This is a genomic window from Psychrobacter sp. UBA2514 (genome assembly GCF_002341255.1).
Lineage (GTDB): Bacteria > Pseudomonadota > Gammaproteobacteria > Pseudomonadales > Moraxellaceae > Psychrobacter > Psychrobacter pacificensis.
The window spans coordinates 1-26,478 of the sequence record NZ_DDNS01000012.1; the positions used below are offsets into that span (position 1 = coordinate 1).

The 26,478-nt window shown below is 44.5% G+C and carries 19 protein-coding genes; 3 read left to right on the plus strand and 16 right to left on the minus strand.

Annotation, left to right across the window (positions count from 1 at the left end):
* Nucleotides 1-52: 52 nt before the first annotated feature.
* The 12 genes from B3V51_RS04095 to sdhC form a co-directional block, all read right to left on the minus strand.
* A complete protein-coding gene (locus tag B3V51_RS04095) occupies nucleotides 53-1,459 on the minus strand; it encodes a UDP-glucose/GDP-mannose dehydrogenase family protein (protein ID WP_286708036.1) in 1,407 nt (468 codons plus the stop codon).
* Nucleotides 1,460-1,496: 37 nt separating this feature from the next.
* On the minus strand, nucleotides 1,497-3,173 hold the full coding sequence (gene pgi / locus B3V51_RS04100; protein ID WP_093069791.1) for a glucose-6-phosphate isomerase: 1,677 nt from the start codon (nucleotides 3,171-3,173) through the stop codon (nucleotides 1,497-1,499).
* 2 nt (nucleotides 3,174-3,175) lie between these two features.
* The gene (locus tag B3V51_RS04105) at nucleotides 3,176-4,051 is read right to left on the minus strand and encodes a UTP--glucose-1-phosphate uridylyltransferase (protein ID WP_093069789.1); all 876 of its coding nucleotides are present in this window, start codon (nucleotides 4,049-4,051) and stop codon (nucleotides 3,176-3,178) included.
* Between the two features lie 335 nt (nucleotides 4,052-4,386).
* Nucleotides 4,387-5,262 carry a succinate--CoA ligase subunit alpha gene (gene sucD, locus B3V51_RS04110; protein WP_093069786.1) on the minus strand — a complete coding sequence of 292 codons (876 nt, stop codon included), beginning with the start codon at nucleotides 5,260-5,262 and terminating at the stop codon, nucleotides 4,387-4,389.
* A gap of 74 nt (nucleotides 5,263-5,336) precedes the next feature.
* Nucleotides 5,337-6,503: an ADP-forming succinate--CoA ligase subunit beta gene (sucC, locus tag B3V51_RS04115; RefSeq protein ID WP_186475283.1), complete on the minus strand. Its 1,167-nt coding sequence runs from the start codon at nucleotides 6,501-6,503 to the stop codon at nucleotides 5,337-5,339.
* A gap of 158 nt (nucleotides 6,504-6,661) precedes the next feature.
* Nucleotides 6,662-8,116 carry a dihydrolipoyl dehydrogenase gene (gene lpdA / locus B3V51_RS04120; RefSeq protein WP_186475284.1) on the minus strand — a complete coding sequence of 485 codons (1,455 nt, stop codon included), beginning with the start codon at nucleotides 8,114-8,116 and terminating at the stop codon, nucleotides 6,662-6,664.
* Between the two features lie 256 nt (nucleotides 8,117-8,372).
* Nucleotides 8,373-9,608 (minus strand): 2-oxoglutarate dehydrogenase complex dihydrolipoyllysine-residue succinyltransferase, encoded by a 1,236-nt coding sequence (gene odhB, locus B3V51_RS04125; protein ID WP_093069779.1) that lies wholly within the window; start codon nucleotides 9,606-9,608, stop codon nucleotides 8,373-8,375.
* 153 nt (nucleotides 9,609-9,761) lie between these two features.
* Nucleotides 9,762-12,647, minus strand: coding sequence for a 2-oxoglutarate dehydrogenase E1 component (locus B3V51_RS04130; protein ID WP_212564025.1), 2,886 nt, complete (start codon nucleotides 12,645-12,647; stop codon nucleotides 9,762-9,764).
* Nucleotides 12,648-13,585: 938 nt separating this feature from the next.
* Nucleotides 13,586-14,296, minus strand: coding sequence for a succinate dehydrogenase iron-sulfur subunit (locus B3V51_RS04135; RefSeq protein WP_058023969.1), 711 nt, complete (start codon nucleotides 14,294-14,296; stop codon nucleotides 13,586-13,588).
* 206 nt (nucleotides 14,297-14,502) lie between these two features.
* Nucleotides 14,503-16,353: a succinate dehydrogenase flavoprotein subunit gene (gene sdhA, locus B3V51_RS04140; RefSeq protein ID WP_071002571.1), complete on the minus strand. Its 1,851-nt coding sequence runs from the start codon at nucleotides 16,351-16,353 to the stop codon at nucleotides 14,503-14,505.
* Between the two features lie 354 nt (nucleotides 16,354-16,707).
* On the minus strand, nucleotides 16,708-17,094 hold the full coding sequence (gene sdhD / locus B3V51_RS04145) for a succinate dehydrogenase, hydrophobic membrane anchor protein (protein WP_227511562.1): 387 nt from the start codon (nucleotides 17,092-17,094) through the stop codon (nucleotides 16,708-16,710).
* A 20-nt stretch (nucleotides 17,095-17,114) separates the two neighbouring features.
* Nucleotides 17,115-17,501: a succinate dehydrogenase, cytochrome b556 subunit gene (gene sdhC / locus B3V51_RS04150; RefSeq protein WP_286708037.1), complete on the minus strand. Its 387-nt coding sequence runs from the start codon at nucleotides 17,499-17,501 to the stop codon at nucleotides 17,115-17,117.
* A gap of 1,029 nt (nucleotides 17,502-18,530) precedes the next feature.
* Here sdhC and gltA point away from each other — a divergent pair.
* Entirely contained in the window at nucleotides 18,531-19,811 is a 1,281-nt protein-coding gene (gene gltA / locus B3V51_RS04155) for a citrate synthase (protein WP_071002573.1), read from the plus strand.
* Nucleotides 19,812-19,944: 133 nt separating this feature from the next.
* Here the strand turns inward: gltA and B3V51_RS04160 are convergent, their stop codons facing one another.
* The gene (locus B3V51_RS04160; RefSeq protein ID WP_286708038.1) at nucleotides 19,945-20,841 is read right to left on the minus strand and encodes a hypothetical protein; all 897 of its coding nucleotides are present in this window, start codon (nucleotides 20,839-20,841) and stop codon (nucleotides 19,945-19,947) included.
* A gap of 84 nt (nucleotides 20,842-20,925) precedes the next feature.
* Nucleotides 20,926-21,459: a type IV secretion protein Rhs gene (locus tag B3V51_RS04165; RefSeq protein ID WP_186475289.1), complete on the minus strand. Its 534-nt coding sequence runs from the start codon at nucleotides 21,457-21,459 to the stop codon at nucleotides 20,926-20,928.
* Nucleotides 21,460-21,882: 423 nt separating this feature from the next.
* Here B3V51_RS04165 and B3V51_RS04170 point away from each other — a divergent pair, with 423 nt between their 5' ends.
* On the plus strand, nucleotides 21,883-23,172 hold the full coding sequence (locus tag B3V51_RS04170; protein WP_286708039.1) for a replication-associated recombination protein A: 1,290 nt from the start codon (nucleotides 21,883-21,885) through the stop codon (nucleotides 23,170-23,172).
* A 310-nt stretch (nucleotides 23,173-23,482) separates the two neighbouring features.
* Entirely contained in the window at nucleotides 23,483-24,595 is a 1,113-nt protein-coding gene (gene ribBA / locus B3V51_RS04175) for a bifunctional 3,4-dihydroxy-2-butanone-4-phosphate synthase/GTP cyclohydrolase II (RefSeq protein ID WP_071002577.1), read from the plus strand.
* A 132-nt stretch (nucleotides 24,596-24,727) separates the two neighbouring features.
* Here ribBA and B3V51_RS04180 read toward each other — a convergent pair whose 3' ends face one another.
* Entirely contained in the window at nucleotides 24,728-25,216 is a 489-nt protein-coding gene (locus B3V51_RS04180; RefSeq protein ID WP_414706363.1) for an acyl-CoA thioesterase, read from the minus strand.
* A gap of 53 nt (nucleotides 25,217-25,269) precedes the next feature.
* Nucleotides 25,270-26,307, minus strand: a complete 1,038-nt coding sequence (locus tag B3V51_RS04185) for a hypothetical protein (protein ID WP_186475291.1) — start codon at nucleotides 26,305-26,307, stop codon at nucleotides 25,270-25,272.
* Between the last annotated feature and the right edge of the window lie 171 nt (nucleotides 26,308-26,478).

Below are 26,478 nucleotides of genomic sequence, written 5' to 3' on the forward strand. Positions count from 1 at the left end.
CTCGCTAATCATGATTAGCGAGCTTTTTTAATAATGAAGAACTTCAATAACATTATTTAGATCGGCCAATGCCCACATAGTCGCCTACTAAGCGCTCAATTTGCGATCGAGTAAATGTATTTTGCGCATCAAATACTGGCATGGCTTGCTGATTGATTTTATCAATATCCAATCGATCTCGTGGCGACCAGCTGATCAAAAAAACGGCCTGAGCATCATTGATTCTCTGATAAGGACTACTAATCAATTCAAGCAATGGTTGTTGTTCGTACAGTGCAGCAAGCTCACCCTGTGCTTTATCACTATAAACCAGTGTACGGATACCATAAGACCACAGTAATGCTAACAATGGATGAATGGCTGAGCCTGCGGTACGGCCTGAGCCTGCTTTATAACTGCCACCCCAGATCATGACGGTTTTATTGTCAATGAAACCATCAAAATACTGCCAAAACTTGCGAAATATCAGCTCTTTTTGGTCCTCATTAATATGCACGACAGACTGTAAAAGAGGCATGTCTAAACTATGCATTTTGCTCGACTGCTGTAACTTAGCCAGCTCGGTAGGTAGTGTATTACCGCCAAACCCCCATCCTGCCTGTAGATAGCTACTGCCTACGCGCTCATCCAACCCCATAATACGACTCACCTGACTGATATCCACCTGCTGGCTATCCGCCAAGCGTGACATCTCATTCATAAAGCTCACCCGGGTCGCGAGCATCGCCATGATACTACTACGCGCAAACTCTATCGTTGCGATATCGGCATGATGAGCGGCGCGAGCATGCTGCATTAACGGCTGTAACATCTCTAAATGTTGGTTGCTGTCTGCTGTTTTTTCACCCAGCAACCATAATGCAGGGTTCAACATGGAGTTATAAGCATCACCATCTTGCAAAAAAACAAACGGTATATAATAGACCCACGCTCGCTGTAGACGCTCAGATAGTGCTGATACAGCGCCTAATTCCTTAATTCCGCTCATTATTACAGGTAATGCCTGCTGATGGCTTTGATTAAAAGCCCGAATCCAACCATCTTCTGTCCACGCAGACTTAATACTGTCTAAAAACAACCAGTAAAGCGCCACTTTATTTTGATCATCACTATGAATGCTCTGACTGACGACGTGGCTGTCACCATGATTTGCCGTTTCATAATATTGTATTAACGTCTCTGCACTATCTGGCAATGCTTGACTTGTAATAACTCGCTGCTGTACATACATTTGCCATAGCGCTTGCAGATGATGCTCAAAGCTATATTGCTGTATCTGCTGAGCCAATAGATCTATATCTGCATACAGATGAACGCGTTGACCTAAACTTGCCAGCACCACGGCACTGGTAATCGCTTCAATACTATGGCCAACCAGCACACACACATTGGAACTGGTCAATGGGTTTGATGCAAATCCATTATAAGGCATACATTGATCGTTTGTAGCAGTCCCCATGAGTGTACCTTTTTACATTATTGATTGATCAGTATTACTAAGACAGTTTTTTGATATGCTGTAATAACTGGTCGGTAGAAGTGTCAAATTGGCTGTGAGCCTCTTGCTGCATAGCGTCATGCACAGACTCTGCCATTTGCTTGCCCATCTCAACCCCCCATTGATCAAACGGATTGATATCCCAAATACTGGCCATCACGTAGACTTTATGCTCGTAGAGCGCAACCAGCGCACCCAAACTATGAGGCGTAAGCTCATCGATAAGCAAGGTAGTCGATGGTTGATTACCACGGTAATATTTGTATTTATCTGCACTGGATACCGTTTTTGCATCACTATTCGATGCCTCTGTGACAGCAGCATTGCCAAATGCCAAGACTCGACTTTGCGCTAAGCAGTTTGCTAAAGATAGCTCATGCTGTTGTTGCAACGAGGCGTTTTGCACCTCGCCACTATAACGGCGTACACAAGCGATAAAATCACAGGAGACTTGCTGCGTGCCTTGATGCAGTAGCTGATAAAAGGCATGCTGAGCGTTTGAACCAATCTCGCCCCACAGAATTGGGCAAGTATCATAATCAATATGGTCGCCGTGCTGAGTGACCGACTTGCCATTACTTTCCATTTCAAGCTGGGTCAAGTAGCTAGGCAGATAGCCCAACCGTCCATCATAAGGCAATACGGTATGGGCATTCACCCTCAAAAACGTACTGTTCCATACAGCTAGCAGCCCTAGCAATACTGGTAAGTTATCTGTAAAATGCGCCTGTGCAAAATGCTCATCCATACTGTGAGCACCACTTAGTAGCTCCCTAAACCTATTCATACCAACACGAATAGCAATGGCTAGCCCAATCGCTGACCACAAAGAAAACCGGCCTCCAACCCACTCCCAAAGCTCTAATTGATGCTCAAGATGTATCCCCCAAGCCCTCATCTTTTCACTATTGGCTGATATTCCAATAAAGTGCCGACGCAACACACTGTCTTCAGTACCAGCGCGCAGCGTCGCCGTCGCAAGTAACCAAGACAGTGCGGTTTTGGCATTAGATAAAGTATCAACTGTGCCAAAGGATTTAGAGGATATAATAAACAAAGTGGTTTCAGGGTTTAAATGTTTGAGCAAATTATCAAGCTGAGTGCCGTCCATATTAGAGACGAAATGTACACCGATTTCCGTATCTGCCCATTCATCAAGCGCAGCGGTCGCCATAAGAGGCCCAAGATCAGAGCCGCCAACGCCAATATTAACCACATCAGTGATGGCCTTACCTGAGAACCCTCGCCATGTGCCACTACGGACACGTTCGGATAATCTCGCTACCTGCGCCAAACTATGATGTACATCGGCAACCACATCTTGCTTACCAACTTGTAGCTCTGCATTCTCAGGCAGACGTAGTGCTGTATGTAGGGCCGCACGTTCTTCACTATTGTTGACCATCGCCCCTTGCATCAACGCATCAATTCGAGCGGACAACTCACAGCTATCTGCTAGCCGCAATAAAGCATCCATAACTCGCTCATCGATACACTGCTTGCTATAGTCCATGTACAGCGCGCCAGCTTGCGCACTAAAGCGTGTCGCACGACTGTCATCTTGCGCAAATAAACTTGCCAGCGACCATGGCTGCGCCGCAAGCGTTTGCAACTGCTCCCAGTATTTGGAACGGCGAGCGCTATGATACTTCTTATCGTCCTTTATCTTATCCATCGCTATTTTTCATCTGCTAATTGCTGCTCGGCAAAATAGATAAACGCTTGCATATACGAGCGCATGTCACCGGCATCATAACTGGCACCGCGCATCGTTGTCACATTCACACCATATTCGTTAATAAGCGCATCGATAGCATCAGTCAGTTGAATCTCACCACCGACTGAAGCTTTAGTGTTTGCGAGGTAATCAAAAATATGATTGCTAAAAACATAACGCCCTACGACAGCTAGGTTTGATGGTGCTTCTGCTAAGCTTGGCTTTTCTACAAAACCTGCCACGCCAAAGCTGGCATTAACGCCGCCAGATATCTCATCTATATGACTGGTATCGATAAGTTTGGCGATACCGTATTTGTGCACATCTTCGTCAGCAACTTCATTTACCAATATTTGCGAATGGCCATCATGACTAAAAGCATCAATCATAAAGGCCAAATTATCAGCAGCCATATCAGTAGTAAACGGATCGAGAACGACATCAGGGAGCAATACAGCAAAATCATGTTCGCCAATGATAGGACGCGCAGCTAGTACTGCATGCCCCAAACCTAAGGCCTTACCTTGACGTATTATTGATACCGTTACATCCTCTGGTAGCCAATTTAAACTATCAGCCACCTCATCTTTACCTTTATGACGTAATTGATTATCTAGCTCAGCATTGATATCGAAGTAGTTTTCAATCGCGCTTTTTTGTGCATGACCGACCAAGACCATATGCTTGATACCCGCAGCGATAGCCTCTTCGACCACATAATGAATGGCAGGGCGATTGCCAAGCGGTAACAATTCTTTTGGCACAGATTTAGACAATGGCAGCATACGCGTACCAAAGCCTGCGACAGGGATAACAGCATGAGTAATTTTTTTCATAATAAGAGGACTGTTTTAAGAAAGTAGGTTAGGTAAAATAATGCTAACTTAGCAAATACTTAGTAGATATTATAGCGATTTGGATTTGTACCTTGCTAATATCAAACGTCTCAGCAGATATACAGAAATTATCAGTTCAAGAACCCTGAATCAAAAATTACGAGCTATATCATTCAAAATAACATGTTTATGAGAACTGATACAATCTTTATAAGTAATGGCCAATATCTCGCTTTTCATAGGATTTTCAGATATAAAAAAACACCCCATTGTAGGGGTGTCTTCTTAACATTTCAATATAGTTTTAGTAGTTTCACTATAGACTAATGTCTATCTTACCAGCCAGTAACTTCTTTTAGCTTGTCGCCAAGTTTAGATGGGTCACGTGTGTACGCGATGCCAGCATCTTCAAACGCTTTGAATTTCTCTTCAGCAGTACCTTGACCACCAGAGATAATAGCACCAGCATGGCCCATACGCTTACCTGCAGGTGCAGTGACACCAGCGATGTAGCCAACAACAGGCTTGGTTACGTTTTCTTTGATGTAAGCGGCGGCTTCTTCTTCAGCGGTACCACCGATTTCACCGATTAGGATGATCGCTTCGGTTTGTGGGTCTTCTTGGAACAGTTTTAGTGCATCGATTTGGTTCATGCCTGGGATTGGGTCACCACCGATACCGATACAAGTTGACTGACCAAAGCCTAGCTTGGTGGTCTGCGCAACTGCTTCGTACGTTAGTGTACCAGAGCGAGAGATAACGCCCACTTTACCTGGCAAGTGGATGTGACCTGGCATGATGCCGATTTTGCACTGACCTGGAGTGATAACGCCTGGGCAGTTTGGACCGACCATACGCACGTCGCCCGCTTCTTCGATGTAGCGTTTGGCTTTTAGCATATCGATGGTTGGTACACCTTCGGTGATAACCACGATCAGCTTCACGCCCGCGTCAACCGCTTCGATGATTGAGTCAAGAACGAAAGGTGCTGGTACGTAGATCACAGAAGCGTCTGCTTGGGTCGCTTCCATCGCTTCGCTCATGGTGTTAAATACTGGCAAACCTAGGTGCGTTTGACCGCCTTTACCTGGCGTAACACCGCCAACCACTTTGGTGCCGTATTCGATGGCTTGTTCAGAATGGAACGTACCGTTTTTACCAGTAAAACCTTGTACCAATACTTTGGTATCTTTATCAATTAATACACTCATTATGTTTTCCTTGTATTCGGTTGTCTTATGACGGCAGTGCCAATAACGGGCAAGCTGCCATCACATCGGGACTATTACGCTTTTACAGCGTCGACAATTTTTTGTGCAGCGTCAGACAGACCTTGCGCTGAAATCAGTTTTAGACCTGATTCGTTCAGGATTTGTGCGCCTTTCTCAGCATTGTTACCTTCTAAACGCACGACCACAGGAACTTGTACATCAACTTCTTTTACTGCAGCAATAATCGCTTCTGCAATCATGTCACAGCGTACGATGCCGCCGAAAATGTTGATTAGTACGCCTTCAACACTGCTGTCTTCAAGGATAATTTTGAACGCTTCAACAACGCGATCTTTGGTCGCGCCGCCGCCAACGTCCAAGAAGTTAGCAGGCTTGCCGCCATACAATTTGATGATGTCCATGGTCGCCATGGCAAGACCAGCACCGTTAACCATACAACCGATGTTACCTTCTAGAGCAACATAGTTTAGGTCAAACTCAGCGGCTTTAAGCTCACGCTCGTTTTCTTGAGTTTTATCCTGTAGTGCTGCGATTTTTGGCAGACGATATAGGGCGTTTGAGTCGATGCCAATTTTGCCATCAACACAAACGATTTCGCCGTTTTCACGAACGGCTAATGGGTTGATTTCCATCAATGCAAAGTCATTTTCAACAAATGCCTTATAGGCGCCAGTCATCAATTTAACAAATTGATTGATTTGCTTGCCTTCAAGGCCAAGTTTGAACGCAACGTCACGCGCTTGGAAAGGCATTAAACCAACTAAAGGATCAACGTGTACTTTGAAGATTTTTTCTGGTGTGTTGTGTGCTACTTCTTCGATATCTACGCCGCCTTCGGTAGACGCCATGAAAGTTACACGACGAGTTGCACGATCAACAACAGCGCCAAGATATAGCTCAGTTTGTACTGGATACATATCTTCTGCAACCAATACAAAGTTGACTGGCTGACCTTCTGCGTCAGTTTGATAAGTAACAAGGTTCGTGCCGATAAGCTCTTCAGCCACTTGCTTGGCTTCTTCACGAGTTTTAACCAGTTTTACGCCACCCGCTTTACCACGGCCGCCAGCGTGTACCTGCGCCTTGATTACCGCGATATCCGTTGGGGTTTTATCAAAAGCTGCAGCAGCTTCGTCGCCGTTATGGGCGATGATGCCTTCTTGAATTGGCAATCCGTAGCTTTTTAATAGCTCTTTTGCTTGATACTCATGTAAATTCATTGATTGTATCCTTTATTTTTTACAATTAATAAAAAGTGAAATCAAGTGCGCACATATACATATGAATCATACGTCTGACGCACTCATGATTGTGGCATCACCAAAATAGCGATACCCCAATCAGGTTGTAAATCGATAATAATTAAACGAGCAACTAGTTATTTCTTACGCTTTTTGCGCTGGATAGCGTGGATAGCACGGCCATCTGCAGATAGCGCCGCTTCATGCACTGCTTCTGAAATCGTTGGATGCGCAAATGTCATCAGCTGCAAATCTTCGATACTAGAGACAAATTCCATCGCGATCATGCCTTGATGGACGATATCACCCGCGCCAGCAAAGATAGCATGCATACCGAGTAAACGATCGGTCTTAGCATCGGCAACGACTTTGATTGAGCCTTGCGCTTCACTTTGCGCCAGCGCGCGACCGTTAGCAGCTAGATTGAATGAGCCTGTTTTGACCTCATAGCCTGCATCCGCAGCTTCTTTTTCAGTCAGACCAACCCAAGCGATTTCTGGATGGGTATAGATAATGTTGATAATAGTGTCATAGTTGACTTGTGCTTTTTCGCCATGAATGCGCTCAACCGCCATCATGCCCTCTTCCATCGCTTTATGCGCGAGCATCGGGCCACGTACTAAATCGCCAATAGCATAGACGCCATCTAGATTGGTTTTGCACTGATCATCGACATCGATAAGGCCGCGTTCGGTTAGCGTCACACCGCTGTCCTCGCCAAGTAGCTTCTCAGAGTAAGCACGGCGACCGACACAAACGATCAATTTATCAAAGCTCTCATCTGAGGCTTCGCCTTTGTTTTCGCTAGTGACGACGACTTGACCGTCTTTGACTTCTGCATTAGTCACTTTGGTATCGACGCGGATATCTAAGCCTTGTTTTTTGAACATCTTACGAGCTTCTTTGGCGATATCTTTATCCGCAGCGGCTAAAAATTCAGGCAGCGCTTCATAAACCACGACTTCCGCGCCCAAGCGACGCCATACTGAACCAAGCTCAAGACCGATAACGCCTGCACCAATCACGCCCAAGCGCTTTGGCGTCTCAGTGAAATCAAGCGCGCCAGTCGAGTCGACGATATGCTCGTGATCGACTTTGGCAACTGGAATATCGATAGGCACAGAACCTGAGGCTAAGATAACGTTCTTGGCAGTAATGGTGCTTTCTGCATCATCCTCTAGCGCAACAAATTTAACTTTTTTGTCATCGCCTTTACCGTCGACTAACGTGCCCCAACCTTGTAGCCAGTCAACACCATTGCCCTTGAGTAGTGCCGCAACACCGCCGGTTAATTGCTTGACGATACCTTCTTTACGCTCAATCATCTTCTCGACGTTGATGCCGACATCACCGGTGCTGATGCCATGCTCGTCGAGCTCGTCTTTTGTCGCCTCATAGCGATGTGAGGTATCAAGTAAAGCTTTTGATGGAATACAACCAACGTTTAAGCAAGTGCCGCCAAGTGCTGGCTCGCCTTTGTAAACACGTTTTTCGATACAAGCGACGCTCATACCCAACTGACCGGCACGAATAGCCGCTTCGTAACCACCAGGTCCGCCGCCGATAACGACTAGATCATAATTATCTTTCATAGTACGTTCCTATTTTTAATTTTATGTGTTATTTAAACTGGTTTATTTACCAAACGCTCAGCATTGTCTACACTTGATAGCTAATACGCTATGTCCGTGAGAAAGACTCACTTATCGATCACTGAGCGTCAGTCACCATTATTAAATTCTTTGAATATATTTAGTAGCAAATCAGTTGCTGCTTATCAGGTAGAGCTATTATCTGCACCAAAGCTAAAAAGCTTGTATCAGCGGTTGCCAATACAAGCTTAGAAGCTTACAAGTCTAGTAGCAACATAGCTGGGTCTTCGACCAACTCTTTGATAGTTACTAGGAACTGTACCGCTTCTTTACCATCGATCATACGGTGGTCATAAGATAACGCCAAATACATCATTGGCAAGATTTCAACTTTACCGTCGACCGCCATTGGGCGCTCGTTGATCGCATGCATACCTAGGATGGCAGTTTGCGGTGGGTTCAAGATAGGGGTTGACATCAATGACCCAAATACACCGCCGTTTGAGATAGTGAATGTACCACCCGTCATCTCGTCTAGACCAAGCTTGCCTTCTTGCGCCTTGCTACCGTATTCACGGATTTTGGCTTCGATGTCCGCCATACCCATACGGTCAGTATCACGCAGTACAGGAACGACCAGACCACGATCTGATGATACGGCTACACCGATATCATAAAAACCATGATAAACAATGTCATCGCCATCTAGTGAAGCGTTTACTGCTGGGAAGCGTTTCAGTGCTTCTGTCGCTGCTTTTACAAACAACGACATAAAGCCTAAACGTACGCCATGACGCTTTTCGAACTTCTCTTTGTACTTAGCACGCATGTCCATCAATGGCTTCATGTTCACTTCGTTAAACGTCGTCAACATCGCGGTATCTTGTGATGCTGATAATAGACGCTCAGCAACACGCTTACGCAAGCGAGTCATCGGTACGCGTTTTTCAGTACGCTCGCCCGTTGATTCTGCTACAGGACGACCGCTGTCAGATTTGATGCTGCTGTCTGATTTTAGTGTTGGGTTAGCCATATCTGTTTTGGTGACACGACCGCCGCGGCCGCTACCTTCCACATCTTTAGGATCAACGCCTGACTCTTTTGCCGCTTTACGGACGGCTGGGCTTTGATCTTTGTGCTCTGCTTCATCTTTTTTGTCAGTGACTTGTACTGGCTCGCCACCATCTGCAGCTTGCTTTTCTTGTACTGGCGCAGCAGGTTGATCTGTCTCTACCGCTGGTGCTTCACCAGCACTTGCGCCTGCTTCAAATTGTGCGATTAGCTCATCAGACAGAACAGTATCGTCAACATCTTTGACGATCTTGGTCACAACACCATCATCAGGTGCCACAACTTCTAGTACCACCTTATCAGTTTCGATTTCAGCTAATAGGTCGTCACGGCTAACTTGTTGACCTTCAGTGACATGCCATTCAACGATTGTGCCATCGGCAACCGATTCTGGAAAAACGGGGGCTTTGATGTCAGCCATCGATATACTCCTTAGATTTGGATATTCATACTTATTATTAAGTCGTGATAGGCAATCAGTATCGTTTTAATAATGCTATTTGGCAGAATATTAAAACATACTGACTGTCATCGCCTGATTCATTTATCTTCTATAGTCTTAATAGACAATCTATTATTGAGCTAACTCATCAACACTTACACCAAGGCCACCAGCAATCAGTGCTTGCTGCTGCTGCGCATGTAGTTTTGGTGATCCTGTTGCAGGTGCTGCACTAGCAGGACGTGCCACGGGCTCCATAACTTTTGCTTTGGTTGGATGTGGTACAACAATACGGAACATATGCGGTGCTAAGTAGTACCAAGCGCCCTGATTCAATGGCTCTTCTTGCGTCCATACAATCTCAGTTAAATTGCTATACTTTTCAATCTCAGCGACCAAACGTTGCTCTGGTAGCGGATATAGCTGTTCGATACGGACGATCGCAACATGATCAAGACCCAATGCGCGACGCTGCTCTAGCAAGTCGTAATATACTTTACCACCGCATAGCACCATACGAGTCACTTTGTCTGCGTTGTGATCGTCCATCTCTGGCAATACCGTTTCGAACTTACCGTTAGCAAGCTCTTCTAAATGAGAAGTTGCTAGCTTATGACGCAATAAGCTCTTTGGTGACATAACGATCAAAGGCTTACGAATTGGGCGTATCGCCTGACGACGTAAGGCATGGAAAATTTGCGCGGGCGTCGTTGGTGTGATGACTTGCATATTGTCTTCAGCACATAGCTGTAAGAAGCGCTCAAGGCGAGCAGATGAATGCTCAGGGCCTTGACCTTCAAAGCCATGTGGTAACAACATGGTCAAACCACAAACGCGTTGCCATTTGGTCTCGCCGCTTGAGATGAACTGATCAATGACAACTTGAGCACCGTTAACGAAATCACCAAACTGCGCTTCCCAAACGATCAAAGCATTCGGTACGGTGGTTGCATAGCCATATTCAAAGGCCAATACAGCTTCTTCTGATAATAATGAGTTATAAGTAGCAAAACGTGCTTGTTTCTCGCTCAAATGAGCAAGTGGCACATACATGCTGCCATCATTAACATTGTAGATTTCAGTATGACGATGTGAGAATGTACCACGGCCGACATCTTCACCAGTAATACGTACCAAGACATCATCGTTATCAACTAATGATGCATAGGCTAATGTCTCAGCGGCACCCCAGTTGAGAGGCTCTTCGCCTGTTTGCATGGCTAGACGCTGCTCAACAACCTTTTGAACCTGACGCTGTAGCTTGTAGCCTTCTGGCATCTCAGCCATACGGCGTCCATACCCTTTGAGCTTTTCGATATCAACACTGGTATCCCAATCATCAACCAAGTCATGACCTAGATAAGGCTTCCAGTCTACAAATAGCTGCTCGTTAGGCTCTTGAACCAGTGAGCTGACAACGTAATCGCCACGGTCTAAAGATTCACGATAATTATCTTCATACTGTTTTTCTTCTTCAGTATTTAAGATACCTTCTGCGATGAGCTTTTGTGCATAAAGGGTACGTGTCGTTGGCAGCTTCTTAATAACTGCATACATCAATGGCTGAGTGGCTGAAGGCTCATCTGCCTCGTTATGACCGTTGCGACGGTAGCAGAACAAGTCAATAATGATGTCTTTATCAAACTGATGACGATAGTCTAAGGCTAATTGAGCCGCGAAAACGACTGATTCAGGATCATCACCATTCACGTGTAGGATTGGTGCATGTACCATTTTTGCGACATCAGTACAATATTCGGTTGAACGAACATCTTCTTGACGGCTAGTGGTAAAGCCAACTTGGTTATTGATAACGATATGTACAGTACCGCCAGTGGTATAAGCACGGGTCTGTGACATTTGGAAGGTTTCTTGAACCACACCCTGTCCAGCAAAAGCCGCATCACCATGGATAACGATAGGTAATACTGAGTTGCCACCAGTATTATCTAATGACGGCTGATCATTACGGCGCACTTGACGTGCACGTACTGAGCCTTGTAATACTGGTGCAACGATTTCAAGATGCGATGGGTTAAATGCTAAGGCTAAATGCGCTTCACCACCTGGGGTCATCACGTTAGATGAAAAACCATTGTGATACTTAACGTCTCCTGAGCCTTTCTCTGGCTGCACTTTACCGTCAAACTCATCAAATAAGTCTGCAGGGTTTTTGCCCAAAATATTGACCAACACGTTTAGACGTCCACGGTGAGCCATACCAATGACCATCTCTTTTGTACCATAGCCACCAGCACGTTGGATGATTTCATTGACTGCAGGTATGAAACTCTCACCACCTTCTAGACCAAAACGCTTAACGCCTGTATATTTACGCGCCAAATATTTTTCTAGACCTTCGGCCGCTGTTAGACGCTCAAGAATAGACAAACGCTTTTCTTTGTCAAACTTGATATAGCCTAGATTGCTTTCTACATACTCTTCCATCCAGCGTTTTTCTGTACTGGTGGTCACATGCATATACTCAATACCGATATGGCGGCAGTAAACACGCTCCATGATCTCGATAATTTCACGTAATGGTGCTTCATCTTTACCGATCACTAAATCATTGGTTGGGAATACAGTATCAAGGTCGGCTTCTGATAGGTTGTGATAAGCTAGGGTCAGATCTTCCACTTCTGCACGTGGATGTAAGTTCAATGGATCTAGCTTGGCGCGGCGGTGACCACGGCGGCGGTATGCGGAGATGAGTTGCTGTACACCCATTTGCTTTGGATCAGTACAGTTGTCTGAATTACTACTACTTGTACCGGCACTTTCGTTACTCGATTTGTTCGCCGTTTGATTGCGGGCAAGTAACAAAAATTGGTCTTTAATAGCATTATGCTGGGCATCATTTGACGATTTGTACTGTTCGAAGTACGCTTGCCAATCTGTGTCAACACTATCAGGGTCCGTTAGGTATTGCTCATAAAGAGCTTCTATATAGCTGGCATTATCGGCGGCCAGTTCAGTATGTCCTTGGTCCGCTTTTTCTTTGGTTATACTATTCATAATAATCGTCTATTTGATAGATAAATGAATGGAATCGTGCTTATTATGGTGTCAGTCGTTGTATGCTAGGCGTTTAGACAATTCGTCATACCCCATTGTATACAGTTCGATAAAACCCTTTATCCCTAAGTATTGCCGTCACTATAGAATATTGCTGTCATTGTCTAAAAGAGCAAGTAATGCTAAATAGTGATAACAAGTCTTATTGCAACACCTATGTTAAAAATAAATTTATTTGTGAACACTCAGTTTTCTGATCTGGCTCGTTTCACAACATTAATTTATATATACTTCTTTTAGCCATAACCAATTCATCAATGATAAATTATTAATAAATGGTCAATATTTCAGCTAGCCTATAAACTGGCTATTATCGCTGAAATATCCGCTATTTGCTAACAAATCTTATTGTTTCAGATAAACATGCATTGCTGTATAGAATATCATGAGCGTTTTTTGCGATATAGTTTGTTTGTTCAATACTAAGTATTTACGTAATGAATATCTATTATCAATTATAGAAGCCTCGTTATTGTATACATAACGTTTTATTGTATTAATGCAATAGCCCTTATAGATGCTACTTTTAATGCATCGGAAACAAACTTTGCAATGTTTGATCAAGTTCAGGGTGTAATTATAACAAACTTTACGTGTATCTGATTGTATAGATTGACTGTTTATATAATATGTCTTCTTACATATGGTCAACGTATCGCCCGTACGGATTTACGGATAGACTAACGCCCTATTATTCACCAGTGTACTAGGCTTCTTGTTCTACCTATCCGGCAGGATTGTTCATCGCTACCAATAGAAGCCCACTTTAAACAATAGTAATCAGAAAATTAACACTACTATAATCAGTGATTTTGACTAACAAAAACACCACCTAATAAATAGGTGGTGTTTTTGTTAGTCAATAATAATCAAAACAATTAACCAGCTTGATCAATCAACATATTACGTAAATGTCCGATTGCTTTGGTTGGGTTCAAGCCTTTTGGACAAACTGACACACAGTTCATGATGCCACGGCAACGGAATAAACTGAACGGATCGTCTAAACGCGCCAAACGTGCTTGCGTGTCACCGTCACGGCTGTCAGCCACAAAGCGATACGCATGTAGCAATGCTGATGGACCTAAGAACTTATCAGGGTTCCACCAAAAAGATGGGCAGCTCGTTGAGCAGCATGCACACAGAATACACTCATACAGACCATTTAACTTTTCACGCTCAGCAGGAGACTGCAGACGCTCAGTTGGGGGTGCTGGCTGATCATTAATCAAGTACGGATGTACCTTTTCGTATTGCTCGTAGAATTGGTTCATATCAACAACCAAGTCACGAACCACTGGCAAACCAGGTAACGGACGAACGGTTACTTTTTCTGGTAGCGTGTTCATGTTGATTAGACATGCTAGACCATTTTTACCATTGATGTTCATGCCATCAGAACCACAAATACCTTCACGGCAAGAGCGGCGGAAAGTGATTGTTTCATCTTCTTTCTTTAGGCGTAATAACACGTCAAGCAACATACGATCTGAATCAAGTAATTCAATCGTATAAGTTTGCATGCGTGGGGCTGCGTCCACATCAGGATCGTAGCGATAGATTTCGATGGTGCGAGTACCTCGGCTCATAATGCTAAACTCCACACGTAGGTGATGGCGGGCATACAAAGATTGCAACATATGAGTGCTGGCTATTAATCACTACTGATAATTGAATATCAATTAATAGCCTAGCAGCACTCCTATGAGCATGTAGCTGGCGGTCACCTTTTTAATAAATGAATAAGGGATAAAACGTTTAAGCTTTCTGTTTATATCGAGCGCATAGTCTAGGATTAATAGACGCGAACTTTTGGTTCGATATAGTCAACAGTCAGTGGCACTTTGCGAACTGGTTTGTAAATGATACGGTTGCCTTCAGAATACCATAAAGTATGCTTCATCCAATCGTGGTCATTACGGCCGTTTGGTGCATAGTCATCATCTTCTGGACGATCATAATCAGAGACACTATGCGCGCCGCGGCTTTCGTGGCGACTCGCGGCTGATACCATCGTCGCTTTTGCTACTTCGTATAGGTTTGCCACTTCAAACGCTTCGATACGAGCAGTGTTGAAGACTTGTGATTTATCACCCAAATGGATTTGTTCGACTTTCTCACCCAGCGCTAAAATTTTCTCAACGCCTTCATCCATCATGGCTTGCGTACGGAATACACTGGCGTGTTTCTGCATGGTGGCGCGAATCTCATCAGCCACGTCTTGTGCATTGTAGCCTGATGTTGATTGCTGCAATTTGTTTAAACGACCAACCGTGATGTCAAGTACATGCGGATCAAGTGGTTTGTAGTTATGATCGTTTTGATGGAACTCATCAACAATGTGCTTACCAGCAGCACGACCAAACACAACCAAATCAAGTAGTGAGTTGGTACCTAAACGGTTGGCACCGTGTACACTCACACAAGCGCACTCACCAATAGCGTATAGGCCTTTAACGACGTTACCATTAGCATATAAACCGTCTTCATCTGTACCCGCTTCTAGATCCGGCACGATTACCTGACCATGGATAGTGGTTGGAATACCACCCATCATGTAGTGAATGGTTGGGATAACTGGAATAGGTTCTTTAGTAATGTCAACGTTGGCGAAGTTTTTACCGATCTCAAATACTGACGGTAGACGCTTCATGATAGTGTCGACACCCAAATGGGTCATGTCCATGACGATATGGTCAGCATTAGGGCCACAACCACGACCTTCTTTAATTTCTTGGTCCATAGAGCGCGATACGAGATCACGTGGTGCCAAATCTTTAACGGTTGGGGCATAACGCTCCATGAAAGCTTCGCCATCCTTGTTACGCAAGATAGCACCTTCGCCGCGGCACCCTTCGGTCAATAGTACACCTGCACCATGAACGCCCGTTGGATGGAACTGCCAGAACTCCATATCCTGTAGTGGGATACCAGCGCGAACTGCCATACCAATACCATCACCAGTGTTGATATAAGCGTTGGTAGAGGCGGCAAAGATACGACCTGCACCACCTGTTGCTAGAACAGTAACTGGTGCTTGGAATACCGCAACAGTACCTGTCTCTTGCTCAAGAGCGATAACACCGTTGATGTTACCCGCTTCGTCTTTGATCAAATCAAGCGCAATCCACTCGATAAAGAACTCAGTGCCTTGCTGTAAGTTTTTCTGATACAGCGTGTGTAGCAATGCGTGACCTGTACGGTCAGCAGCAGCGCACGCACGTTGTACCGCTTTTTCGCCATAGTTTGACGTATGACCGCCGAATGGACGCTGATAAATCGTACCATCTTCGTTACGGTCAAACGGCATGCCCATGTGCTCAAGCTCATAGACTACCTTTGGCGCTTCACGGCACATATACTCGATAGCGTCTTGGTCACCTAACCAATCTGACCCTTTTACGGTGTCATAAAAATGGAAATGCCAGTTGTCGTTACTCATGTTGCCCAAACTTGCACCGATGCCACCCTGAGCAGCAACCGTGTGCGAACGTGTTGGGAATACTTTGGTCAGGACTGCAACCTTCATACCCGCTTCCGCTAAGTGCAATGAAGCGCGCATACCTGAACCACCGCCACCAACGATAACTGCATCGTAGTTTAGGGTCTTAATATTACTAATGGTATTGTCTTGTCTAGTTGCCATTACGGTTTTCCTAATGCCTATTAATGCTTATAAGTAAATGAAAAGCGTGTTTTAAAATCTTCTTATTGCAGGTTTAAGGGCTTTTATCTGGCCATTACATGCACTTATTAAAGAAGAGGATATAACAGTCTTTGACCACTTAATTTGCATATCTATCGTTATACTGAACCAAACCTGCTCAACCTTGTTGCTCATTCAGCGACAATCTAAATAGTGGGCGCTGTTGGTTCAATGCTATGACTATTTTTGGCTATCAACGGATACTTTTAAACTACTCTATCAGCTGACATACCAGCTGCGCGCATCCGTTATATATAGATGCTTATATCAATACTAAAGCTGGTCACTCAATCATTAAACAGCAACGACACTAAAGCCGTTACCCCAAAAAATCATGATTCCCCAAAATAGAAATACTAAAATAGCGATAATCATCAATGACTGTAGCACTAAACGTAAACCTGCTGCGCTTGAGCCCAGTTTGCCTGTCGTAATATAGTCAGTAAATACTGTCCACATTCCCACCCAAGCATGGCCAGCTAATGCAAGTACAGCAACTAAGCTGAATAAACGCATTGGCAGGCTAGTCATGAATGATGACCACTCAAGATACGTGACATCGCCGTGGGTCAAAAAGAAGCCCAGCAACACCACACTATAAACGGCTAAAACAACAGCACTAATACGCTGAATAATCCAATCGCGTGAGCCTGAACCTGTCAGACCAGTAGCACTTTTGATTCCTGAATCATTTTTAATCATTAGAACATCACCCATATAAATGACGCGATAACTAAAATCGCTGCAATTACAAAACTGACCATAGAGGCAGTGCGGCCAGATTTTAGCTCTTCGTTCATGCCCATATCAGCAAATAAATGTTTGATACCCATCACGAAGTGATATGCGATGGCGGCAACAAATATCCATGCTAAAAAGCGCACAAGTACGTTGTCAAATACGGTCTCAAAACTCTCAGGCGACGCCAATGAGTTCTGTAATAGCCACAGCATTACAGGAATTAATAAGAATAAAATAATGCCAGAGATACGATGCAAAATAGAGGCGATTGCGATCGGTGAGCGATTAACGCTAATCACTTGGCTTAAAGGCAGATCAATAGGTCGGTTGCTTTTCACAGCGGGCATCCTTTTTGCGGTTATACTCCTGTATCTGCTATCAACGCTTGACAAAAATAGTGTCAGTTGAGCATCGAGCAACACACGAGACGAATAAAGTAAGGAAGAGCTAGCTGACTTCTTTTAGTTTGTGCTAAATATGAAGAAAGAATCATGTATATAAGGTATTGATAAGCTGTTTGGTGTCGCTTGTCGAGCTGACAGGCCTACAAAACAACCTATCTATTATACAACAAAGAAAATAAACATCAGTAAGATCGACTAACCAGTCTATTTTTATTGGTCGTATGAATAGCCAGACAACGTTAATATGTCTTCTCTATCAAAATAAACCTTGTACTGAGCACTAAATACTGGTGCTGAGCATCTAAAAATAGAGCAGTTAACAAGAACATTTAAACCATAGAATTCGGTTTGGTTTATCAAAATACCAGACAATCGTAAATAAGCATGTATAAAGTAAGCTCTAGGCGACACTATATCATGACCACTTATCAATTCGCACAAAGCTAGTGCCAGTCAATTCCTGCAATTATAAAATGACTGGGCGATAATTACAAATTTATCCCTAAAGTAATAAAGTCACACACTTAATTAACAAACGAATAGATATATGCAATACTGAATGTGGAAAACGCTTACCTCTGACAATTATGCTCGACACTTAACTTGTCTACTGCTCATGCCCTGTCTGTTTGTAGCCTCGTTTTTTGCGAAAATCCTGCTGCGTTTTTGCGACAAACCCCAAAATATAACGTCAATATTGACGTTGTAAACATGTTTGATAAACAGAAAGTTTGGCGCAAAATAACCAATCAGACATATTTTGATACAAAAATTACAGCGAACAACCACCGCTAGACCGTGCCAATTAGACCCACGGTCAATAAAAGTTTTTTCAAATCACAAGTAATTGCTGCTAATATACCTTGCGTATTAAATGAGTGAAACGGATTTTGCCGTTTGACAGATAACGACGTGAGGTATGCGTCTGTAGTAATTTTATTCTAACGAATCAAAAACAATGGAGAGCAATTTATGGCTGACACTAATGCCAAACTAACCGTGAATGGTGAAGAATACGAACTTCCTATTATTGAAGGTACTTTAGGGCGCCCAGTTATCGATGTTGCTGCTTTGCAAGAATCAGGATTTTGGTCTTATGACCCTGGTTTTAAAGTAACTGCTCCCGTTGAATCAAAAATTACTTATATCGATGGTGGCAAAGGCGAATTATTACACCGCGGCTACCCTATCGACGAGTTAGCAAACCATGCTGAATATCTAGAAGTGGCATATGCGTTGCTAAATGGCGAGCTACCTAACGCTGAGCAAAAGGCAGATTTCTTTGAAAAAATTCGTGAACATACGGCTGTTCATGATCAATTGCGTAAATTCTTTGAAGGTTTCCGCCGTGACGCGCATCCAATGGCCATTATGGTTGGTGTCGTTGGTGCGTTATCAGCGTTCTATCATGACAACCTAGACCTCAGTAACGAAGAGCATCGTGAAATCACAGCTATTCGTTTGATTGCTAAGATGCCTACGCTTGCGGCGATGAGCTATAAATACTCGCAGGGCGAACCGTTCATGTATCCACGTAACGACTTTAGCTACGCTGAGAACTTCTTGTACATGATGTTTGCGACTCCTGCTGATGTGGACTATGAGCCAAACGACGTCGTCACCCGCGCCATGGACAAAATCTTCACCTTGCACGCAGACCACGAGCAAAACGCCTCGACTTCTACTGTGCGCCTAGCCGGCTCAACGGGTGCCAACCCTTATGCCTGTATCGCTGCTGGTATCGCAGCTCTTTGGGGTCCATCGCATGGCGGCGCCAACGAAGCTGTACTAGAAATGCTTGATGAAATCGGTACGGTTGAAAACGTGCCAGCATTTATGGAAAAAGTGAAAAGCCGTGAAGTGAAGCTAATGGGCTTTGGTCACCGTGTCTACAAAAACTTCGATCCACGTGCGAAAGTCATGAAAGAGACTTGTGATGAAGTATTAGAAGCACTTGGTGTCAACGATCCTAAACTTGAATTGGCAATGGCACTCGAAAAAATTGCACTAGAAGACCCGTTCTTCATCGAGCGTAACCTATATCCAAACGTTGATTTTTACTCTGGTATTATCTTAAAAGCCATCGGTATCCCAACATCAATGTTTACGGTAATCTTTGCACTGGCTCGTACTTCAGGTTGGATCAGCCATTTGTTAGAGATGCACAGCGCCCCATACAAGATCGGTCGTCCACGTCAGTTATATACTGGTGAAACGCGCCGTGACTTTGTCAAGGTTGAAGACCGCAAGTAAGTCCAATAGTACAGACACAATAAAAAATCCCGCCATCGTGCGGGATTTTTTATTGCTATGATGGGATAGATACTATTGGATATACTTCATCCAATTATTGGCAAACTCGTTACTATGTGTATCATTTAAACCGTTATTGAAACTCTTTTAACGTCTGCTCATATTTAGCAATCTGCTCGTCATATCCTTTAATCGTATCGTTGAATTTGGCCATGAGCGTTTCAAATTCTTGCTGCTGTTGTTGCTTCATTTGCTGCATATCAACCACTTGCTGCGCTTCTATTTGCTCCCATACTTGGTGCTGAATAATCAACCGAGCCAGCGCAGGGCTTTTTGCACTGACCCTTCCTGCAATCTCTGCATGCTCAAATAACTGAGGAACTAAGGTCGCTATGTTGATTAGCGTATCCGCATCTTCTGCACTAAGGGGCGTGGTCACAGGCTGATATAACGCTGCCATCGTTTGCTGATATCGCTCGATGATCTGCTCTTCCGTCAATATAATCGGTTTGCGCGGCTCAAGGCTAATACGTTTTAATACCGTTAAGTCACGCTCTCCAACTTCCGTACTTGTATTCATCTCTGCATCCGAACCTTCCTCACTGGTAGCGTTAGCTTCTACTGGACTATCAGCTGGTAATGGTTCGGAATTGGCGCTATTCGCATTTTCTGTAAGAGTAGCTGAATCGTTAGTCGCTCCATTGAGTAATAGCGACTCTTCGCTATCTGAAGTATCTGCCGCTTCCAGTGACTCATACTCTGCTTGTAGTCGACGCTGTAGCCCTTGCGCTTGCGCAACGTATATAGGCTGAAACTGCTCTATACGCGCCGCAGCAGAATCACTTTGCTGCATAGGTTGACTGTCTTCCTCACTTGTTTTTTCAGTTGTCTGAGCCTCATCTGGTACAGGCGGTGCGTCAGCTTGCTGCTGACAGCCGGTCAGAAATAGCACGCCCGTTAGCGCTACTGCGGCCAGAGCTGAGCTAGCAGAAGTATCAACATGAGGCTTTACTGGCAAAAGTCGAAACATAAGCGTAAATATCCTTTAATAAGGCTAAAATATAAAAAGCTAAAATGGTGATGCACGTAGGCTTTTCGCTTACTATGAGGCAGTTTAAATAGTAAAATTGCTGTTGGCGCGTTTTTTGTCAGTCATGGCGTTTACTGTCAAAAATGGTATACAGGCTTCTAAATCCTGACAATCCTGTCCTTTTTGACGGCGCACAAAATAATCTTGAACCATTCGCGCCTGCTGCTCGATACCGTATTTAAAAAAGGACTTACCCGTCTCTAGCACATAATCATATCGCCGATCGATAAGGGCACCGCGTACCACTTTCAAGCCTTGCTGTAACTGCCACACATGGGTGAGCTCATGGATGAGCCAGCTTTGCTTGCCCAACGAGGCCACACTAAAATCTGTGATCCAATCGGCTGGATTAAAGTAAATATTACCATTCGGACTCACCGCATAACTTTTGAGAACCCACCAAGTGGTTTTTAGTCGCACTTCATCTAATCTGATACTGTCACCGAACACTGAGCGTGCCAGTGCTATCTCGCCAATTGTCAGACAACGCGACTGCTGCTTTTTTACGCTGCTGCGTGAATATCGATTCAACAAACGCTTGAGAGGTTGTCCAGACATCGTCAATGTAATACCTTATATTTGTTAGGGCAGTGATAATAAATGGTGTTTGGTCAACCATTCTGATCGTTACCATTGAACCGTTAGTAAGGATGAATGATTAAAAATAAAGTGCTGGGGACATAAGCTATACGCTTCGTTAGCTTTCATTAACATGTTTTTGCGTTAGCCTAGCGTGTATTGTTTATAGCAAGTACCCTACTTATAAATTAGCCTACTTTGACTGCTGATGTCTAATACTCATTGTCATAGTAAAGTTGCTGCGAGAATCATGCCAAGCAAACAAACGCTTTTCACTTCAATAGAAATGATAACTATAGACGAGTATGTCGTTATTTAGATTTTACTATAAAATCTCTCAATGGCCGCCACTTTAGCCAATAGACCGTTTTTTAATTTTTTAATTTTTTAATAGAGAACCTTATGCCGCCTAACTTTCATGCCGACACCCCTCTTGCTCAGCGTATGCGCCCTGCTTCTCTCGCGGCTATTATTGGCCAAGAGCATCTTTTGGCCACTGGCGCACCTTTACAGCGTTTGGTCGAACAAGGGCATCTGCCCTCTATTATTTTGCACGGCGAAGCAGGTATCGGTAAGACGACCATCGCAATGCTATTGGCGGATGCGGTCAATCGACCTTTTCATGCGCTTTCTGCATTGAATACTGGGGTCAAGCAGTTGCGCGAGGTGCTCGATAGCAAAGACTCACTGGCATTTGAGTCACCAGTGGTCTTTATCGATGAGATTCATCGGTTTAATAAGGCGCAGCAAGATGCATTATTGGGCGCGGTAGAGTCTGGTGATATTACACTGATTGGCGCCACGACAGAGAATCCGTCGTTTAGTGTGAATAACGCGCTGTTGTCACGTTGCCAGGTGTATCGTTTAGAGCCATTAACGCCTGAGCAAATCAGTGCGGTATTACGGCGGGCACTCTCGGAAGACCATGTACTCAAAAAGCTCACCATCGACTTGCAGGCACAAGACACCATCAGTCAACTGGCCCACGGCGATGCCAGAAAAGCACTAAATTTATTAGAACTAGCGATTCAAACAGCGGATGCCAAGCAATCACCGATTGTCATCGATGACGAACTGGTCAGCCGAGTGGCGCAGACCGCGTTGGTACGTTATGACAAAGATGGCGAGCAACATTACGATATTATCTCAGCCATGATCAAATCAGTGCGCGGCTCCGACCCTGACGCGGCGCTGTACTGGATGGCGCGAATGCTCGTTGGCGGTGAGCCTGCCGATTTTATCGCGCGCAGATTGGTAATCTTAGCCAGTGAAGATATCGGCAATGCCAACCCAAACGCCCTACTCCTCGCTGATGCAGCCCTGCGCAGTGTGCAATCCATCGGTATGCCAGAAGCGCGTATTATCCTAGGGCAAGTGGTGGTCTATTTAGCCACCAGTGCAAAGAGTAACAGCACGTATAAAGCGATCAATGCAGCGATGGCGTTGGCAGAAAAAGACGCCTCGCCAGTACCACTACATCTACGTAATGGCGTGACCAAACTGATGCGCAATCAAGGCTATGGTCAAGGGTATGCTTACCCGCATGATTATCCCAATCACTACTACCCTCAAAGCTATTTGCCAGAAAACTTAGCAGGCACGAGCTTTTATGAGTTTGCCGATAACCAGCGAGAACAGCATAGCAAGCAGTTTATGGCGTGGCTAAAAAGCCAAGCGGCCAGTAACGACTGATCTATTGACCCACTGGATCAAAAGGTTTGAAAGTTAGTTGCATATACTATTGGTAAAACTGAACCCTGTTTTTAAAAGACTAAGCGTTATAGTTCAGCTTTGGGTCAGCACGCTGAGGCAAAAACCGTTAAAATACCTATCGTCATGATGAATAAGAATCATGAAACATTTTCATATTTGGTTGCTACGATGATCAAACGATTTGCTCAACGGCAACAGCACGTGTTACCAACTACTGCTACAATGAGCCGACAACCCTTTATATTACAAACCACACATATTTATTAATAATAAAATATTGAGATTTACTATGAGTTTAAATACGATTCCTGAGATTATCGAAGACATTCGTGCTGGAAAAATGGTCATCTTGATGGATGATGAAGACCGCGAAAACGAAGGCGATATCATCATGGCGGCGACCCATGTTCGTCCTGAAGACATTAACTTTATGATTACCCACGCGCGCGGCTTGGTGTGTCTGACGCTATCACAAGCGCGTTGCCAGCAATTGGCATTGCCGCTGATGTCAGATCGCAACGAGGCAAAATTTAGCACCAACTTTACAGTATCGATTGAGGCGGCTGAAGGCGTGACCACAGGTATCTCAGCGGCTGACCGCGCGCGCACCATTCAAGCCGCTGTATCTTCGGCAGCCAAACCAGAAGACATCGTGCAGCCTGGGCATATTTTCCCTATCATGGCACAAAACGGCGGCGTTCTACACCGTGCAGGCCACACAGAAGCAGGGTGCGACTTGGCTCGCCTAGCGGGATTGGAGCCTGCTGCGGTGATTGTAGAAATCATCAACGCTGATGGCACCATGGCACGTCGCGATGATCTTGAGATATTTGCCAAAGAGCATAACATCAAGATGGGCACCATTGCTGATCTCATCAACTACCGCATCGCCAATGAGCAAACGGTAGAGGAAATCGAAACTCGTCCTTTTGAAACAGAACATGGCACTTTTACCTTGCACCGTTTCCGCGAGTTCGGCGCTGAAGAAACTCATATCGCCTTGGTAAAAGGAGATGTGAGCGAAGGCGTGAGTACCGTACGTGTCCACGGTTTCCACCCACTGCGTGATTTATTTGCCGCCAAAAATGATATGACTGGTCGTAGTGGCTGGAGCGTCCAATCAGCGCTAGAAGAGATTAGCGCCTCAGAGCGCGGTGTGTTGGTTTGGGTCGGCAATCATCAACCGGTCGATCTAGGGGATGCATTAGATAAAGCCTTGGACAATGAGTCACAATCGACCATCACCCAGCAGCCTTATCGCAGTATCGGCGTTGGTGCACAGATATTACGTCATTTAGGCGTCCGTGATATGCGTCTACTGTCATCGCCCATGAAGTTTTATGCATTATCAGGTTTTGATCTCAATGTGGTGGATTTTGTGCACGCACCGCAAGAGAGCTAAAATCTACTTGGAAAATGGCCTGAGAAAAGTCATGAAAAAAGGCACGCTACGATAATGTTAGCGTGCCTTTTTTATTTTTGATGGTTATATAACACTATCCGAGATAGGTCATCAACGCAGCTAAAGCCTATTCTAATATTCAGGGGTATGACCAAATTTTGCCTCTAGTGCCAGTAAGCGCGCACGTTCTTCTGCTGTCCACGGTAACTTACCTTTCCCATCACTATCGAGACGCACTACGACGGCATCAGCGGTCGCAACGATTTTGTTTTGTGCTGTACTATAGTAGCTATATTCCATCGCAATACTGGTATTGCCCAGACGCTTACAGCGAACCCCCAATAACAAAGTATCAGGATAGGTCACTGGGTGCAAATACTGGCAGCTCGACTGTGCCAAGACGGTGACCATACTGCCATCGAACATATCTAACGCGTGCAAATAACCAATGCGCGCTGACTCAGAATAACGATAATACACCACGTTATTTAAATGGTTAAAGGCATCCATCTCACCCCAATGAATCGGCTGATAATGAATCACTGGGTAATGCGCCAGTACTTCAGGTCGATCAATTGCTACCTCAGACATAAAATCTGGCTTTTCACTCATATTGGTCATAACTTACCTTGTGTCTCATGTTGTCTATATATAGCTGTTTCGAACCGTATCGATTAAGGTTGTGGCTTATCCAAAATCTGTGTGGTTAACAAGGGTGTTGGCTTAGGAGCATTGACAATCAGTTGGTCAAGCCAGGCAATGACCTCTGGTATATCATTTGGCGACTGCATGGTCTCTAGGTTGTTGTCCGTACCCTTTGGCTTTTTGTCGGATGGAGCAATGCCAATGGCGCCAACTTGCGCGGAGTTTTTGCCATTGCTAACCGATGATTTAGGTAGTAAGGTTTTTAGCTGTTTGCGCGCTTGGGTCAAATAATTGATCAGTTGATCCTGCTCGCGCATATTGCTCGCTTGGCTCGCCAAATTCAACGTCATGATGACTTCATGAATCGTCAGTTGTCTACGCGTTAATGTCATATCGTTACGCACTGACGTTTGAGCAGGCGGGTTCGCTACTGCACGCTTTTGGTCACCCTCAGTTGCAGCATCAACTAGCTCTCGGCGCTGGATATCAGTACCCTCGTAACTCCCAAGGCGCTCATGACTGTGCAAAAACTCTTGGATGTTTTGAATCGCAAGATTTTGTATTTGCCATGGGCTAGGTTGTGAGCTTTGCGCTTGTAATCGCTCGATGTCTTTAAGCAAACTTTGCTTGATTACGACGGTCAATGCAGGTGCAATCTCGTTGCTGCTTTGTGCCAATTGCCAATGCAAACCTCGCAACAACTCGATCGCGGCACTATCATTGTTGTCTGCTAGCAATCTGTCAGCGGCTTTTATTTGAATACGTAGTAAATCCAGCTGATTTTGCGCTTGGCTACTGGCTTTGATTCTAGGCTCTGGCAATGTCTGCTGACTCATGGCAAATAAACGATCGTCCATCTCATTTAGACGACTGACAACCTGCTCATTGCTCTGCAACCGCTCATTGACACTGTGCTGAAAACGCTGCTGACTAATATAGAGCCAGAGTAATGCCGCGATAAGCAGCAAAATGACCAACCACTGCATCCGCAGCAGCAAGATATTTGCTTGCCGACGCTGCTGTATAGCAGAAGGATCCTTAGATAAAGACTCAGAATTCATTGGCATAAGACAGTACCGTGATGGGTAGGTATAAACATATTTAAATCAAATAGAAATTATAAAATTAGGGCATGTCCCCAATTCAAACGTTTGTCACTAAATGGACTAAAAATGGCTAAATCTTTGCCGCTGTTTGCCTGTGATTTATCTCATTTTTATCACCATTTTTAAAATAGA